The organism is Pseudomonas tremae (assembly GCF_001401155.1).
In the GTDB taxonomy this organism is placed as follows: domain Bacteria; phylum Pseudomonadota; class Gammaproteobacteria; order Pseudomonadales; family Pseudomonadaceae; genus Aquipseudomonas; species Aquipseudomonas tremae.
Map to the genome: position 1 here is coordinate 1 of NZ_LJRO01000129.1, position 16,057 is coordinate 16,057.

A 16,057-nucleotide genomic window follows, 5' to 3' on the forward strand; every position below is an offset into this window, starting at 1 on the left:
ATACGCATAAGCATTCAACCCACCCTCGCCAAACGGGCTCAGACTGTCCGGACTATTAAACCTCATCAATACCGGATTGAACGCCCTATACCCATTCCCCAGCAAATAGTGACCCGTCACCGGATCAACCCGCTGGCCTGCAAAGCCAGGCAGGTTCATAGGCCCTGCTGAAGGGTGACGTTGTCCATAAGGCGTGTAAGCAAACGCCACGCCCTGGGCAGCAATCACGGACAGCTGTTGATCAGTCGCCAGCAATGCGCAATCGCTCAGGTTGTTTTCCATACGTCGCTGCGCCAGCAAATACTCGTCCGTGCGCAGAAGCGTGTGCTGGATCTGTCCCTGGATTTGCGCCGCCAGACGATTCTTCTGATAGAAAAACCGGGTGTCGCCCTGCACTGCGGGCGAGCAGCCGGCCAAGCGGTCAGTTGCGTCATAACTGTACGTGCAGAGCACGACAAGGCGGGCAGAAGACATAAGAGTCACCCCAGAGATCAATGATTACGACCTGATTCTGGGCGTCTTATCTCTAGCTGCAAAGCTGGCAGAAATGCTAGGCCCGTATCCTCGCCTGCCTGAGTCGGTTCCGACCGCATGAAATAACTGGCTGTCTTCGGCGTCTTGGGAACAAGCCCCGGTTCCTCCAGTCAAATCGTCTGCTTTACCGCTCACTCACGAGCGGTTCAGGTTGATAAGGGTGACCCGATGAAAACTGCACGTGGTATGGCTTTGGTAACGTTGATGGCGATCGCGGCAAGCCCGGCGTTTGCCTTCAATCTGAATGACGCCGCGAATGCGGTCGCCAATGCCACGAATGGCAATCAGAAAGCCACGGCGGCACCCGAAGCGGCTGGCTTGCTCAATATGCTGGGTAGCCAATTGAATGTCACACCTGAGCAAGCTGTCGGCGGGACGGGTGCATTGTTGGGGCTGGCCAAGAACAAGCTGACCGGCGCTGATTACTCGCAATTGAGCAAGTCGGTCCCTGGACTGGAGCAATTGTCCGGAACGTCGGCGCTTGAAAGTCTGGGCGGCGCAAACGGGCTGGGCAGCCTGCTCGGTGGAAAGTCCGGTAACAACTCGATGCTCAACAGCGCGCTGGGCAATGTGCAGAACATGGGCGACGTGAACACTGCCTTCAAGGCACTGGGCATGGACAGCAGCATGGTCAGCCAGTTTGCCCCGCTGATTCTTCAATACCTCGGGCAGCAAGGTGCCAGCGGTTCGGCGTTGCAGAGCTTGAGCGGGTTATGGGGTGCGGGGAGCTGATCTGATATTTCGGGCCATGCGGGGCGGGCTGTTGGATAATGCCAATCCTCTTTTCAACAGTCCGTGATCGTTCACTCCCTCGCCAAAAGCGCCAAAAACATTGAAAACCGCGCCTACGATACCGTTCGAGCGGGTGCGTGGATCAAGAATTTGCGGTACCCACGTCGCAGCCGCCGCTGCGTGAGCTCCAGCATTGCTCATGTCTCCGGCATTTACGCTGTTTGCCAGTTGCAGATAGCGCTTGGCCTGTGGCTTTGAAAGGCTATTATCACCATAGCTGGCAAGGTTTTTATTGACGAAATCCAGTTTACTAATGAAAGAGTTCTTCTTATCAAGCTCATTAAGGCCGTCATCGAGATACTTTCTTGCCCCCGTCATGTTCCCTGAAAAACCAGGATTTTTAGTCATAGCCTGACGAGCAGCTCCTATTACTTCGCCTATATTGATATTCAATGCCCCAGGTACGCGAAGACGTTTGGCGTGCGTAAACGCCATCGCCAAAAACCCCGAGACAGGGATGTGCCCAGTCGGATCGCTATAGTTCACAGGGTCCCCAATGCAGTAGGCGTAGCTGTTCAACCCTCCCGCTTCAAATGGACTCAGCGTATCCGGACTGTTGAAGCGCATCAGCGTGGGGCTGAATGCGCGTGCTCCGTTTCCCAGCAAATAATGGCCGGTGACCGGATCAATCGTATTCCCCTTGAAACCAGGTAAGCCAGCTGAGGATGTTGACGAGGATCGCGTGCCATAAGGACTGTAGGCAAACGCCTGATGTCGTTTAGACTCAAGCTTATGCAGCACCGAGCTGGCTTGATCTGTGGCGAGCAAATCGAACAGAACCTTGTTTGCTTCTGCCCGGCGCACTGCCAGTAAAAGATGCTTTGCCTGAACAATAGAATTCTGGGAAATACCCTGTATCGCTGTAGTCAGGCGGTTTTCTAGATAGAATCGCCTGACCACTTCCTGACCCGCTGGCACAACGCTCGCCAGCCGATCCAGTGCGTCGTAACGGTATAAACCAAGTTGTAAAACCTCGGGCGATGACATGAAAGTGGCCTCTCACAGAATCAAAGACCACTCTCATCCTCCTGCTGCGCCCCGTCTAGCTGTCAGAAATATCAGTACCCGGACAACTCCAGTCGCAACGCCGCAATACGCGCATCTTTCTCAACCCAGAGCTGATTGACCCAGCCCTGCACTTTTTCGCGAAACAGCGGGTCGTTTTCATAGTCTCCCTGCCACAATGCGGGGTCTAGCTCACGGGTCTTGATATCGACGATCACCTTGGGAACACGCCCGCACAGCATGTCCCAGAAACCCGGAATGCCTTTGCCCGGGTACACCACGGTGACATCCAGGATGGCGTCCAGCTGTTCGCCCATCGCTGCCAGCACAAAAGCGACGCCACCGGCCTTGGGCTTGAGCAGGTAGTCATAAGGTGACGCCTGTGCAGCGTGCTTGGCCGGCGTAAAGCGCGTGCCTTCCAGGTAATTGACGATAGTCACCGGTTGCCGCTTGAACAGCTCGCAGGCGGCCTTGGTGATTTCCAGGTCCTTGCCTTTGAGTTCCGGGTGCTTTGCCAGAAAAGCCTTGCTGTAGCGCTTCATGAACGGGTAATCCAGCCCCCACCACGCCAGGCCCAGCAGCGGTATCCAGATCAGCTCTTTTTTCAGGAAGAACTTGAAGAACGGCGTGCGCCTGTTAAACGCCTGAATCAGCGCGGGAATGTCCACCCAAGACTGGTGGTTGCTGATGACCAGATACGACGTATCGCTGCGAAGGCCCTGGTCACCGCGTATGTCCCACTGTGTGGGGATGAAGGCGGCGAAAATGAGTTTGTCGACTTCGGCCCACGTTTCGGCGATCCACATGACAGCTTTCGAGCAGCGATCACGCATCCGGCCTCTGCATAGCAGTTTGAGCAGGGCAAAAACCAGAAGCGGGCCGATCAGCACCAGGGTGTTGATCAGCAGGAGTAAGGTAACGAAACAGCCGGTGAGCAGACGGCGCATAGCAGACTCTTGAGGGTTCAGGGGTGGCAATAATAAAGACCCTCGCGTTTTACGCCAATCCGGCAGGCAGTTACAAATGTTTCACGTGCTGGCCTGTAGGCTGGGTCTACATTTATGCTGCCGAACCAACCCACTGTTCGCTGTCTAAAACCGGGCGCCATTCTGGCGTAGCCCATTGCGAGGAACCTTTTACGTGAAACCGATCCTGGCGCTGTTGTCCCTGCTGGCTTTGCCGGTCATGGCTGCTGAACCCACGTTGTACGGCCGTTACGAAAACATCAAGGTTCTGGAGATAGGCCAGACCTTCAAAGCCAAGATGGACACCGGCGCGCTCACCGCTTCGCTGTCGGCCAAGGACATCGAACTGTTCAAGCGTGATGGCGATGACTGGGTGCGCTTCCGTCTGGCGACCAAAGGCGCCGACGACAAGGTGTATGAGCACAAGGTGTCCCGGATCAGCAAGATCAAGGGTCGCGCCGAAGGCGATGACGAAGATGACGACGTTGCAAGTGCAGCCAAGCGCCCGGTCGTGGATATGGAGCTGTGCCTGGGCAACAAGAAACGTACGGTCGAAGTCAATCTGGTGGATCGCAGCCATTTCAACTTCCCGCTACTGATCGGTGCCAAGGCGTTGCGCGAGTTCGATGCGGCGGTCAACCCGGCGCGCCGCTACACCGCCGACGAGCCTGATTGCTGATACGCACCAGGCTGCTGAGGTGTTCGCCAGAACACCTCTTGTTTGTCACGCGTCTGGGATAGGGTCGGTATATTCTCTGGGCATTTGTCGTTTGACCGATTGCCTTCGCGGACGAGTCCGCTCCCACAAAAACAACATTGCTTGTGATCTCTCACACAAAACCATTGTGCGGGATGTTCAGGCCGTGCGTGTAACGCCGAGCGCTTCTGAAGGCAGCGTACGAGTCACGCCGGCGGCTGGGTTGCCAGCATCGACGGACGCTTGCTGACCTCCAGATACCAGCTCGCCAGCCTCGGGCAGGTGTTGCGCCAGAGCAAATCCGGCTGGCGAAAGTCCAGATAACCCAATGCGGCGGCCACACTGATCGAGGCAACGTCGAAAGACGAGCTGAGTTCGGTCATTGCATCCCGTTCGAAATAATTCAGCGAGCGCTCGATCTTCTGCTGCTGATTATCCAGCCACTGGTCCCAATGCTTTTCTTGTGGGCGCAAAGCCCTTTCATAGCGAATCAATACGGCAGCGTCGAGCACCGCATCGGCCAGCGACGCAAGGGTCAGGCGCCTCCAGCGTGACGAACCTTCGCGAGGGATAAGCGCAATGCCGACATGCTGATGGTCCAGATAATCGAGAATGACCCGGCTGTCATGAATGACATTGCCATCGGCCAGACGCAAGGCCGGAAGCTTGCCTGCGGGGTTGTCATCATTGAGTTCCGCCGACGGGCTCACTGGCGTCAGCACAGTGGGCTGCAGCTGCACACGGTCGAGTTGTCCGGTTTCGTGGAGCATCACCATCACTTTACGAGCAAAGGGCGAAGCTGCGTTGAAGTACAACGTCATCGTGGGGGCTGACATAGGTGTTCCTCGAATGAGACAGGCTTCCAGACTAGCCAGCGTACAGGAGGTTCGCAATCGACATGGAATGCCGCCTAACTTCGCCGCCTCAACAGACCCCGAACACTGAAGGCCGCAGCGCTGCCCATCCCCAGCCAGGCCAGTGTGTCCCACCAGCCATCGCCCAGCAGCGCGGAGAAAAGCCCTGCTGCGGTCAACAGTGCGACCACACTCGGCATGGCGAACGTTTTCCAGAAGCGAGAGGGTCGAGCGCTCATTGCGCCACCTGCGCACTGGCAGCGCTCGCCGAGCGGGCTGCACGACGTCTGACCCACCACAGGTAAACCCCGCTGCCCAGTACGATGATGGTCAGCACATCCAGCGCTGCCCAGAGAATCTTCATCGGCATGCCGCCGTAGTCGCCAAAATGCAGGGGTTGCGACATGCCCAGCGCGTCCATGTACCAAGGGCGCTCGACCACTGCGGTGACCTGCAAGGTCTGCGCGTCTATCAGGACCGGCGTGGCAAGATGCGCAGTCAGTTGGGTGTTACCTTTAAGAAATACGGCGTAATGATGCTCACTGGAAAACCGCGTACCGGGGAACGCGATGAAGTCGGCCTGCATGCCGGGCGCAGCAGATTCGGCGATCTCCAGCAACCGCGTCGCTGGAGCGCGCCAGGACAGCGGCGGCGCATCCTTGTACGGGGCAATCATCGTCGCCAGCGCATCGTTGCGCCATGAGGCGATCAGCAGATCGGCGCAGGCGCTGATCACCCCCGTCACCCCCACCACCAGCGCCCACGTCAGGGTCACGACACCGATCAGGTTATGCAAATCCAGCCAGCGAGTACGGGTGGACTTGTTGACACGCACTTGGCCGAACTCCAGTTTGCGCATGAACGGCGAGTACAGCACCGTCCCGGAAATAATCGCCACCACGAACATCAGCCCCATGAAGGCCAGCAACAGCTTGCCCGGCAGTTCGGCATACATGTCCACATGCAGACGCAGCATGACCATCATGAAGCCGCCATTGGCCGACGGCATTTCCAGTGCCTCGCCCGTGCGCGCATCCAGCGCAAAGGTGTGGGACGAATTGGGTTCGGTGCCCGCCGTTGCAGCGGTGATTGCCATCACGCCATTGGGGTCCTCGTCATCCCAGCCAAAATACTGCATCACCTCACCGGGCCGATGCGCTTCGGCCGCACGTGCCAGTTGCTCCAGATCCAGATGCGGCGTGTCGGGCGGCATTTCCCTGTACTGCGGCGCATCACCGAGCAGGTGATCGATTTCATGATGAAAGATCAGCGGCAGGCCTGTGACGGCAAGCATCAGCAGGAACACGGTGCAGGTCAGGCTGCTCCAGGTATGGACGACCGACCAGCGACGCACGGTTTGACTTTTCATGATTGATCCACAGGCAAAAAACGACCTGGCTGGCGTACGAATATGTCCTGACTCAGGTCTTGCGCACGCTGTAGCAACGCTCTTGTGATGAGCGTCTGGAGCTGGCGACTAGAGGGAACGCGATAGAAACTATCTAACTAAAGAGAATCATTCGCGATTGTGACAGAAGCGTGGGGGTTGCGCCAATTGGCGGGGCGGGGCGATGTAATGGGAGCAGCTTCAGGCTTATCGCCCCACACACAAGCGTGAAGAGCGAGCGGCCTGCGCCTGTCGTTCCCGGTGGTCGGGAGCGACAGGCTTGCGGATCAACCCTGGTGGCTGATCTCGCGCAGTGGCTTACCACGGGCAGGCTTGTCGCCTGCGACGAAGTAGTCGGCGGTGCTGCGAGGCAGAGGCTGACGACCACGAATCTTGTCGGCGATTTTCTCGGCGATCATGATGGTCGGTGCGTTCAGGTTGCCAGTGGTGATGATCGGCATGATCGAGGCGTCGACCACGCGCAGGCTCTGCATGCCATGCACACGGCCTTCGCCATCGACGACAGCCATCTCGTCGGTGCCCATCTTGCAGGAACAGGATGGGTGGTAAGCCGTTTCGGCATGCTCACGCACAAACTGGTCCAGTGCCTCGTCGGACTGCACGTCGATACCCGGGCTGATTTCACGACCACGGTACGGGTCGAGCGCTGGCTGCTGCATGATTTCGCGTGTCAGACGGATGCCGTCACGAAATTCCTGCCAGTCTTGATCCGATGCCATGTAATTGAACAGGATGCTCGGGTACTCGCGCGGGTCCTTGGACTTGACGTGTACGCGACCACGGCTTGGCGAACGCATCGAGCCGACGTGCGCTTGAAAACCATGCTCCTGAACGCCCTTGGTGCCGTTGTAGTTAATCGCGACCGGCAGGAAGTGATACTGAATGTTCGGCCATTCGAACGCTTCGCTGGAGCGAATGAAACCGCCCGCTTCGAATTGATTGCTTGCGCCGATACCAGTGCCGAGGAACATCCATTCCGCACCGATCGCAGGCTGGTTCCACCACTTCAGCGAAGGGTAGAGCGATACGGGTTGGGTGCAGGCGTATTGCAGGTACATCTCCAGGTGATCCTGCAGGTTCTGGCCAACGCCCGGCAGATCGTGAACCACCGGGATATCCAGCGAGTTCAGCAGTTGCGCAGGGCCGACACCGGAACGTTGCAGGATCTGAGGCGAAGCAATCGCGCCACCGCACAACAGCACTTCCTTGCGGGCGCGGGCTTCGATGCGTGTGTCGCTGTCGCCTACCAGATAAGCCACACCCACAGCGCGCTTGCCTTCGAACAGGATACGGTCGGTCAGCGCGTGGGTGACGATGCTCAGCGTGTCACGCTTTTTCGCTTCGTCCAGATAACCACGAGCGGTACTGGCGCGACGACCATTAGGGGTCACGGTGCGGTCCATCGGACCAAAACCTTCCTGCTGATAACCGTTGAGGTCGTCAGTACGCGGGAAACCGGCCTGCACGCCCGCCTCGACCATCGCATGGAACAGTGGGTTATTGCCCGCTTTAGGGGTGGTCACGCTGACCGGGCCTTCGCCGCCGTGGTAATCGTTCGGGCCGATGTCACGGGTTTCGGCCTTGCGGAAGTACGGCAGGCAATCGAGGTAGCTCCAGTCTTCGAGGCCTGGCTCTTTGGCCCAGCCGTCGTAGTCCATTGCGTTGCCGCGGATGTAGCACATGCCGTTGATCAGCGACGAGCCGCCAAGGCCCTTGCCGCGACCGCATTCCATACGGCGGTTGTCCATGTGCGGCTCTGGCTCGGTCTCGTACGCCCAGTTGTAACGACGGCCCTGCAACGGAAACGCCAGGGCGGCAGGCATCTGGGTACGGAAGTCCAGACGGTAGTCAGGGCCACCGGCTTCCAGCAGCAGAACAGTGACGCCAGCGTCTTCGGTAAGACGGGCTGCCAAGGTATTACCGGCCGAGCCGGCACCAATAATGATGTAGTCGTATTCGGATTGAGTCGTCATAGAGGCTCCCTCATAGAGCTGCAAGTCTCAAGCCTGGGCTGCAAGCAGAAGCAGCCAGGCGATACTTGTGAGAATGGGGTGCGGCAAGCCGCTTTTGATTGCGTCTGCTTGAGGCTTGTCGCGTGCCACTTGAACGGTCTTTAGAACACCGAGGCGTAGTCGCCCAGTTCGATCTGGACTGACTTGATGCGCGTGTACTGGGCCAGCGAGCTGATGCCGTTTTCACGACCGACGCCCGACTGCTTGTAACCGCCGACCGGCATCTGCGCGGCCGATTCGCCCCAGGCGTTGATCCAGCAGATACCGGCTTCCAGCAGATGAATCACGCGGTGCGCGCGGTTCAGGTCGCGGGTCACGATGCCGGCAGCCAGACCGAAGTCGGTGTCGTTGGCACGGCGGACCACTTCGTCTTCGGTGTCGTAACCGAGAATGCTCATCACCGGGCCGAAGATTTCTTCACGCACGATGGTCATTTCGTCGGTGCAGTCGGTGAACACGGTTGGCGCAACGAAGGCGCCCTTGTCGAACACGCCACCAGTCAGGCGGTCGCCGCCGCACAGCAGGCGAGCGCCCTGCTCTTTGCCTTTGGCGATGTAGCCCAGCACGCTTTCCATGTGTTCGAAGCTGACCAGCGGGCCGAAGTTGATGTTCTCGTCTTCCGGGTTACCGGCACGAATACGCTTAACGCGCTCGAGGATTTTTGCTTCGAATTCGGCTTTCAGCGCATTGGGTACAAACACACGCGTGCCGTTGGTGCAGACCTGACCGGAGCTGTAGAAGTTGGCCATCATCGCGATATCAGCGGCACGATCCAGGTCAGCATCGTCGAACACGATCAGTGGCGACTTGCCGCCCAGTTCCATGGTCACTTCCTTGAGCGACGAGCTCGAAGCACTGGCCATGACTTTCTTGCCGGTGTCGGTGCCACCGGTGAACGAGACTTTTTCGATGCGCGGATGCTCGGTGATCCAGGTGCCGACTTCACGGCCGCTGCCGGTCAACACGTTGAACACGCCGTTCGGCACGCCTGCTTCGGTGTAGATTTCTGCCAGTTTCAGCGTAGTCAGCGACGTGACCTCGCTTGGCTTGAAGATCATCGCGTTGCCCGCAGCCAAGGCCGGGGCGGATTTCCACAGAGCGATCTGGATCGGGTAGTTCCACGCGCCGATACCAGCGACCACGCCCAGCGGTTCGCGGCGGGTGTAGACGAACGACGAATCACGCAGCGGGATCTGCTCGCCTTCGATGGCGGGCACCAGGCCTGCGTAGTATTCCAGTACATCGGCACCGGTCACGATGTCCACGTAGCGGGTTTCGGAAATGGCCTTGCCGGTGTCCAGGGTTTCAAGTGCCGCCAGCTCATCGTTGCGCTCACGCAGGATGTCGACGGCACGACGCAGGATGCGCGAACGCTCGACTGCGGTCATGGCGGCCCAGATCTTCTGGCCTTTTTCAGCAGCTACGACTGCACGCTCGACATCGTCTTTACCGGCACGCTGAATGTGCGCCAGTACTTCGCCGTTCGCCGGGTTGATGGAGTCGAAAGTATCGGGGTTGGTGGCGTCGACATAACCGCCGTCAATGTAGAGTTTCTGCAGTTCAAAACGGGCCATAAAGTCCTCGCAAATTCAGTGGGGGCAGGCGATGACTGATTTCAGTGCGCCGGGTTTGCTCGGCAACAGGGCTGTGCAGTCGTGTGGTGAGGGGCTTCGAAAGCCTCAGCTCGCCGATTTCGCCAATTGGAAATCCATGTACTCGTAAGCAATCCGTTGCGCTTGCTCGGTGTCGAATGCATCACCTGAAAGCGCGCCTCGCAGCCACAACCCGTCAATCAGGGCAGCCAGACCGCGGGCGGCGTTGCGTGCCTGTTCCAGTGGCAACGTGCGACGGAACTGGCAGCACAGGTTCGAATACAGACGATGGTCGTTGATGCGCTGCAATCGGTGCAGCGACGGGTGGTGCATGCTGGTCGCCCAGAAGGCCAGCCAGGTTTTCATGGCCGGGCCGTTGACCTGACTGGCGTCGAAGTTACCCTCGATGATCACTTGCAGGTGTGCTCTGGGGCTGTCGTCGCTCAGCGCCTGTCGGCGTTCGCGGACGTTATGGATCAAGGCGTTCATCAGATGCCGCATCGTGGCGGCGATCAGGCCGTTCTTGTCCTGAAAATAGTGACTGATGATGCCGTTGGAAACGCCTGCCAATCGGGCTATCAAGGCAATGCTGGCATCGCCCATACCAACTTGATCGACCGCAGTCAGTGTGGCCTGGATCAGCTGTTGGCGGCGTATGGGTTGCATACCGACCTTGGGCATTGGCGCGAATCTCCCAGTTGTCTGCAGTGATCGTTGTATCGAAATGACAGGGCCAGTCTAAAGATTTTTTATTGAACGATCAATCAATAAAAAATCGGAGGTGAGTTTTTGGCAGCAAGCGGTGAGCTTAAAAGTGCCTGAATGCGGGCGTGCTGGGGGATGCGTCAAGGCGCAGATTTGTGACGCGGAGCGTCACGAAAGGCATTTCCACGCTGGAGCGTGAGGAACGATGACCTCAACTATCGTGCGACGCTCCGCGTCGCATGCAGTTCTGGACGCTCCGCGTCCGATATCGACTGCTCGGCGCGGCGCTGAATCAGCTCAATCCTGCAACACCACATCCGCCAGTTCATCGATCGCTTCCTGCCTCTCGCCCTGATTCGGTTTGGGATGCGGGTTGAGCGTGGACCATTGCGGATGAGCCCGGGCGCGGGAAAGCGGTTCGGGGATTTTGCCTTTGCGCCAGGTCTTGTCCTGCGGTGTGGTCAACTCAATGCTGTGCATGGCCGCATGCCCTCTCACGCCCAGCGCCAGCAACAAGTGGCGCTGTCGCAGTGCCAGCAGGCGCAGCACTGCATCGTCCACGGTCAGCTCTCTGCGCCCCTTGAACTTGCCCAACAACCGCCCGCCATAGCTGCGCGCTGTCAATAACGCCCCACCCGCAATCGCACCGACCAGAGCCGCTGCGCCAAGGGTCACGCCGCCGACCATCAAATCCACTCCTGCACCGGCTGCAGCGCCTGCTGCCACGCCGCCGCCAACCCGTACGCCCATCAACTTGAGCGTTTCCGGATTGAACAGGTCATCACCCCAGCGCCCGTCCATCAACGGCAAATCACTGGCGGACACGTCGTCCTTGCGAAACGCGTGCAGTTTGAGCAGCGCTTCGACGCAGTTTTGCTCGCGCAGGCGAACAGCCTTGCGCAATGCTTCCACGGCTTGCTGTTCCTGATCGGGGGTCGTCTCGACGCTGCGCCGACACGCGGCACAATCGATCAACATTTCCGCAATCAGACGTGCGGCACTGTGGCGCCTGGCTACGCGCTGTTTTTCCTGATCATCAATCAGACGCTCCAGTCGAGGCCGGGCGCTTTCCAGCAGCAGCGCAAGACTTTCATACAGGCGGCGCCCACCGTCTTCCGGGGGTGCCACACTGTCAAAGCGCACCAGCGCATGCAGGCCCAAACGCGAAAGAGCCTCACGCCATTCCGGCTCGCGGTGCTGTGCTGCATTGACGAAGTTCAGCACAGGCAGCAACGGCTTGCCGCAACTGGCCAGCACCGCCAGTTCGTCGCGATACTTGGCCAGCACCGGCTCACGCGCATCGATCACGTACAGCCCTGCGTCCGAGTCGAGCAACTGGCGCAAGACTTTGGCTTCCTGCTCGAAACGTTGTCGCGCCTCGCTGCCTTCCAGAAAACGCCCCAAACGCGCCGGACCGTCCAGCCGTTCACCGGGACGGTCCAGTCGCTCCAGATAATCGAGCAGCGCAATGGCGTCTTCCAGGCCGGGCGTGTCGTACAACTCGACCATTGCGTGACCGTCCACAGAAAGACGCGCACCCTCCACATGGCGAGTGGTGCTGGGCCGATGGGAGACTTCGCCAAAGCTTACATCGCCGGTCAGCGTGCGCAGCAGCGAGGTCTTGCCGACGTTGGTATGGCCGACCACCGCGAGCCTGATGGCGCGGGGGTTGTCTGCTTCACTCATGGCCTGTCTCCAGCCAGTTCAACGGCGCGTTGTCGGTGTATGGCAACTGCAGTTGATCCAGCGCCACATGCCAGTCGTCCAGACGCTCGGGGTCCAGCGTCTGCCCGGCAGGCGCAGACAACAGCCAGATACGTGTCGCCCCGGCACAGCGCGACAGTTCGGCAATCAGCGCCAGACTGCCGCGATCCGGCGAGCGGCGCGGGTCGCAGGCGACCAACAGGCGCGCAGGCGGGTACTGAGTGAGTTGTTCTAGCAGCTTCTGCCGTGATTCGCGGCTGTCAAGAATACCCGCATCGGCCACGCCAACAGGCAATGCCGGTGGCCAGAGCTGTTGATCATCCAGCTCGATTGCCACCAGCAAAGCACCTGCGCTTTTAACGGCGCCAAGACCGGATTGCACCTGATGCAGCGCAGCAGGCTCGGCATCGTTGACGCCCAATCGCTCGCTGCTTGGCATCAGTTGCTCGCGCAGCTCAAGGTATTCAGGCAGCTCGAGATCAAGCCGCAGCGCCGCCCGCCCGCGCTTCCAGCGCCACAGACAGAACGCAGCCAGCAGCAGGCGCGGCAGAATGCCGAACACCAGCAAAACGCCTACCAGCCACGCTGCCCAGGCCTGACGCGCACTTTCGATGCTAGACGCGCCGTTACCACTGGCGCGAATCATGGTTTCGTCCGGCACGCTGAAACCCAGCCAGGCCGGAATGGTGCTCAGGGACTGGGTGAGGCTGACAAACGTGTCGCTGCTCAGAATGGTGGTTTCCCAGACAAAACCGTAGCGTCGGGTCGCCATCAGCATCAACAGCACGAACATTGCGCTGAGCAAGGCCAGCAGCCACAGGCTGTGAACCACCAGCCCCAGCACCCAGCGATTGAGCCGTTTACGCTGCAACAGCAGAACCAGCGCAGGCGCGAGTTGCATAGCCTGAGCGTCGCGCGCCAGCTTTTCACTCAACCACAGCCACAAACGACCCAGCCCGGTGTTGCTGCGCCCGGCGAAGGCCAAACCCAAGGCCCAACTGACCAACATCACCAGGTTCAGCCCAAGCAGACTGCCCAGCGCCCAAAACACGTTGACCGGGGTCTGCCCGTCACCCATCGCCGCGAAGGCCAGCCCCGCGCCACTGATGATGCAAAGGAGCGCCATTGCCATCAGCGCCAGCCGGGCGCCCTGCTTCCAGCGCTGCAGTGCCGCCAGCATGCCGTCGCGTTCCGCCAGCCCGAGGGCGCGGTGTGTAATGCGTGCAGTCAGGTCACCGCTGGCTGCGCGGGCAAGGCGGTTGGCTTCCTGATCATCCAGTGCGCCAGCCTGTTGCTCACGCAGGCGCACGGCTTCGGTCAGCCACAGGGTATCGAGGGGAGTGAGTGCAGTCACACGGCGTCTCTTGAATGGATACTGCGGGATTGAATTCTGCGGTGAGCATAACCGCTGTCATCGGACTGAGCACGGCACGTATCAGTTCATTCGCCCGCCCTGCGACCTCTGATATCCTCGCGCCCATGAAAACTCATCTCCCGCTCAGCCTGATTGCCGCCCTTGGTGAAAACCGAGTGATCGGCGTCGACAACTCCATGCCCTGGCATTTGCCGGGGGATTTCAAATACTTCAAGGCCACGACCCTCGGCAAGCCGATCATCATGGGTCGCAAGACCTGGGATTCGCTGGGCCGGCCCCTCCCCGGCCGCCTCAATCTGGTGGTCAGCCGCCAGACCGACCTGCAACTGGAAGGCGCGGAAGTCTTCCCTTCGCTGGACGCCGCAGTGGTGCGCGCCGAGCAATGGGCGCAGGAACAGGGCGTCGATGAGGTGATGCTGATAGGCGGCGCGCAGCTTTATGCGCAAGGCCTCGCACAGGCAGATCGTCTGTATCTGACTCGCGTGGCTTTAAGCCCTGAGGGCGACGCATGGTTTCCGGAATTCGATACGGCGCAGTGGGCGCTGGTGTCCAACACTGAAAACGCTGCCGCCGATGACAAGCCTGCTTACAGCTTTGAGGTGTGGGAGCGCGTCTGAACGTTGTTTTTGAACTCATTTCGGGCTCGATCAAAAAAAACGTAACAAAAGTGTCGTTTTCAGTTTCGGCGTCGCAAATAAAGGGGCAAACGGCGTTTTTTAGCGTTTCTCGGGTCGCCGACGTACTTTAGCTTTCATAATATTTTGTTACGGTCTGCCCCTTCGCTTTTTCGACAAGGGGTAATCACCTATGAAACTCGTGCCAAAACTGCTGGCTGCCGCCGTCTGCCTCGGGCTGGCCAGCCAGGCCATCGCAGCCACCGAATTGAAGCATTGGCCCGAGCCTGCCGCCAAAGCGCTCGACGCGATGATTGCCGCGAATGCCAACAAGGGTAATTACGCGGTCTTCGACATGGACAACACCAGCTACCGCTTCGACCTCGAAGAAGCGCTGCTGCCGTACATGGAAAACAAGGGCCTGATCACCCGCGACACGCTTGACCCCTCCTTGAAACTGATCCCTTTCAAAGACACCGCCGGCCATAAGGAAAGCTTGTTCAGCTACTACTATCGCCTTTGCGAAATAGACGACATGGTCTGCTACCCGTGGGTCGCGCAGGTGTTTTCCGGTTTCACGCTTCAGGAGCTGAAAGGCTATGTCGATGAGTTGATGGCCCTGAAAAAGCCGATCCCTGCGACCTACTACGACGGCGACACAGTCAAGCAGCTTGATGTCGAACCGCCACGCGTGTTTACCGGGCAGACCGAGCTGTACAACAAGCTGATGGAAAATGGCATCGAGGTCTACGTAATGACCGCAGCCTCGGAAGAGCTGGTGCGCATGGTCGCCGCAGATCCCAAGTACGGTTACAACGTCAAACCGCAGAACGTGATCGGCGTCAGCACGCTGCTGAAGGACCGCAAGACAGGCGAGCTGACCACCGCACGCAAGCAGATCACTGCTGGCAAATACGATCCGAAAAGCAATATGGGCCTTGAGCTGACGCCTTACCTGTGGACCCCGGCAACCTGGATGGCTGGCAAGCAGGCTGCGATTCTGACCTACATCGATCAGTGGAAAAAACCGGTGCTGGTCGGCGGCGACACTCCGACCAGCGACGGCTACATGCTGTTTCACAGCGTCGATGTCAGCAAGGGCGGCGTCCACCTGTGGATCAACCGCAAGGACAAGTACATGACCCAGCTCAACGGCATGATCAAGGACAATGCCGAGGCTCAGGCCAAGGAAAAGCTGCCGGTCACGGCGGATAAGAACTGGGTGATCGTCAAGCCGGACGAGATTCAGTAAGCGGCGGGACAGGCTGCATGCGCCTGGATCGTGCCCGGGTGACGGGCACGGTCAGAACATTCAGTCGATTTTCTCGAACTTCAGATCCCAGACACCGTGCCCGAGTTTCTCGCCGCGGCGTTCGAACTTGGTGACTGGACGTTCGGCAGGGCGCGGCACGTACTGGTCGTCTTCGGCCTGATTGCGATAGCCGGGCGCCACGCTCATGACTTCGAGCATGTATTCCGCATAGGGCCCCCAGTCAGTGGCCATATGGAAGACCCCACCCACTTTCAGCTTGCTGCGCACCAGTGCGGCGAACTCGGGCTGCACGATGCGACGCTTGTGGTGGCGACTCTTGTGCCACGGGTCCGGGAAAAACAGCATCAGGCGATCAAGGCTGTTGTCCGCAATGCAACGGTTCAGCACTTCGATGGCGTCGCAATCGTAGACGCGCACATTGGTCAGCCCTTGGGTCAGCACCCCATTGAGCAGCGAGCCCACACCCGGCGAATGCACTTCGACACCGATGAAGTCCTGCTCGGGCGCCGCCGCGGCCATTTCCAGCA

General features: G+C 59.2%; 16 protein-coding genes. 4 read left to right on the forward strand and 12 right to left on the reverse strand.

What is annotated here, in order from left to right:
• On the reverse strand, window positions 1–474 hold a 474-nt coding region (locus ALO43_RS09300; protein ID WP_162235582.1), incomplete at its 3' end, for an RHS repeat-associated core domain-containing protein.
• A gap of 228 nt (window positions 475–702) precedes the next feature.
• On the opposite strand from ALO43_RS09300, the gene ALO43_RS09305 reads away from it, so the two are divergent.
• Window positions 703–1,266: a DUF2780 domain-containing protein gene (locus ALO43_RS09305; RefSeq protein WP_024670527.1), complete on the forward strand. Its 564-nt coding sequence runs from the start codon at window positions 703–705 to the stop codon at window positions 1,264–1,266.
• Here the strand turns inward: ALO43_RS09305 and ALO43_RS09310 are convergent.
• Both ALO43_RS09310 and ALO43_RS09315 read right to left on the reverse strand, forming a co-directional pair.
• A complete protein-coding gene (locus ALO43_RS09310) occupies window positions 1,246–2,313 on the reverse strand; it encodes an RHS repeat-associated core domain-containing protein (protein WP_054997413.1) in 1,068 nt (355 codons plus the stop codon). The genes ALO43_RS09305 and ALO43_RS09310 overlap by 21 nt on opposite strands.
• 71 nt (window positions 2,314–2,384) lie before the next feature.
• Entirely contained in the window at window positions 2,385–3,278 is an 894-nt protein-coding gene (locus ALO43_RS09315; RefSeq protein ID WP_005896402.1) for an acyltransferase, read from the reverse strand.
• Between the two features lie 193 nt (window positions 3,279–3,471).
• Here ALO43_RS09315 and rloA2 point away from each other — a divergent pair, with 193 nt between their 5' ends.
• Window positions 3,472–3,975: a retropepsin-like aspartic peptidase RloA2 gene (rloA2, locus tag ALO43_RS09320; protein WP_005896400.1), complete on the forward strand. Its 504-nt coding sequence runs from the start codon at window positions 3,472–3,474 to the stop codon at window positions 3,973–3,975.
• Between the two features lie 224 nt (window positions 3,976–4,199).
• On the opposite strand, the gene ALO43_RS09325 is transcribed toward rloA2, so the two are convergent.
• The 8 genes from ALO43_RS09325 to ALO43_RS09360 all read right to left on the reverse strand — a co-directional run bounded on the left by ALO43_RS09325 (window position 4,200) and on the right by ALO43_RS09360 (window position 13,622).
• Entirely contained in the window at window positions 4,200–4,829 is a 630-nt protein-coding gene (locus ALO43_RS09325) for a glutathione S-transferase (RefSeq protein ID WP_024670530.1), read from the reverse strand.
• A gap of 74 nt (window positions 4,830–4,903) precedes the next feature.
• Window positions 4,904–5,086, reverse strand: a complete 183-nt coding sequence (locus ALO43_RS09330; RefSeq protein WP_024670531.1) for a hypothetical protein — start codon at window positions 5,084–5,086, stop codon at window positions 4,904–4,906.
• Entirely contained in the window at window positions 5,083–6,216 is a 1,134-nt protein-coding gene (locus tag ALO43_RS09335) for a PepSY-associated TM helix domain-containing protein (protein ID WP_054997414.1), read from the reverse strand. Before ALO43_RS09335 ends, ALO43_RS09330 begins: the two co-directional genes overlap by 4 nt.
• A gap of 305 nt (window positions 6,217–6,521) precedes the next feature.
• Window positions 6,522–8,228, reverse strand: a complete 1,707-nt coding sequence (gene betA / locus ALO43_RS09340) for a choline dehydrogenase (protein ID WP_024690441.1) — start codon at window positions 8,226–8,228, stop codon at window positions 6,522–6,524.
• Between the two features lie 140 nt (window positions 8,229–8,368).
• A complete protein-coding gene (gene betB / locus ALO43_RS09345; protein ID WP_005896390.1) occupies window positions 8,369–9,841 on the reverse strand; it encodes a betaine-aldehyde dehydrogenase in 1,473 nt (490 codons plus the stop codon).
• A gap of 105 nt (window positions 9,842–9,946) precedes the next feature.
• Window positions 9,947–10,540 (reverse strand): transcriptional regulator BetI, encoded by a 594-nt coding sequence (gene betI, locus ALO43_RS09350; RefSeq protein WP_005896387.1) that lies wholly within the window; start codon window positions 10,538–10,540, stop codon window positions 9,947–9,949.
• 321 nt (window positions 10,541–10,861) lie between these two features.
• The gene (locus ALO43_RS09355) at window positions 10,862–12,250 is read right to left on the reverse strand and encodes a GTPase/DUF3482 domain-containing protein (protein ID WP_053480084.1); all 1,389 of its coding nucleotides are present in this window, start codon (window positions 12,248–12,250) and stop codon (window positions 10,862–10,864) included.
• Window positions 12,243–13,622, reverse strand: coding sequence for a DUF2868 domain-containing protein (locus tag ALO43_RS09360; protein ID WP_024670536.1), 1,380 nt, complete (start codon window positions 13,620–13,622; stop codon window positions 12,243–12,245). Before ALO43_RS09360 ends, ALO43_RS09355 begins: the two co-directional genes overlap by 8 nt.
• Window positions 13,623–13,747: 125 nt before the next feature.
• On the opposite strand from ALO43_RS09360, the gene ALO43_RS09365 reads away from it, so the two are divergent.
• Complete coding sequence (locus ALO43_RS09365) at window positions 13,748–14,260, forward strand: dihydrofolate reductase (protein WP_054997415.1); 513 nt, start codon at window positions 13,748–13,750, stop codon at window positions 14,258–14,260.
• A 190-nt stretch (window positions 14,261–14,450) separates the two neighbouring features.
• Window positions 14,451–15,509: an HAD family hydrolase gene (locus ALO43_RS09370; RefSeq protein WP_005896376.1), complete on the forward strand. Its 1,059-nt coding sequence runs from the start codon at window positions 14,451–14,453 to the stop codon at window positions 15,507–15,509.
• Window positions 15,510–15,569: 60 nt separating this feature from the next.
• Here ALO43_RS09370 and trmB read toward each other — a convergent pair.
• Window positions 15,570–16,057 (reverse strand): tRNA (guanosine(46)-N7)-methyltransferase TrmB (gene trmB, locus ALO43_RS09375; RefSeq protein WP_054997416.1); only part of this gene is annotated, 488 nt, incomplete at its 5' end.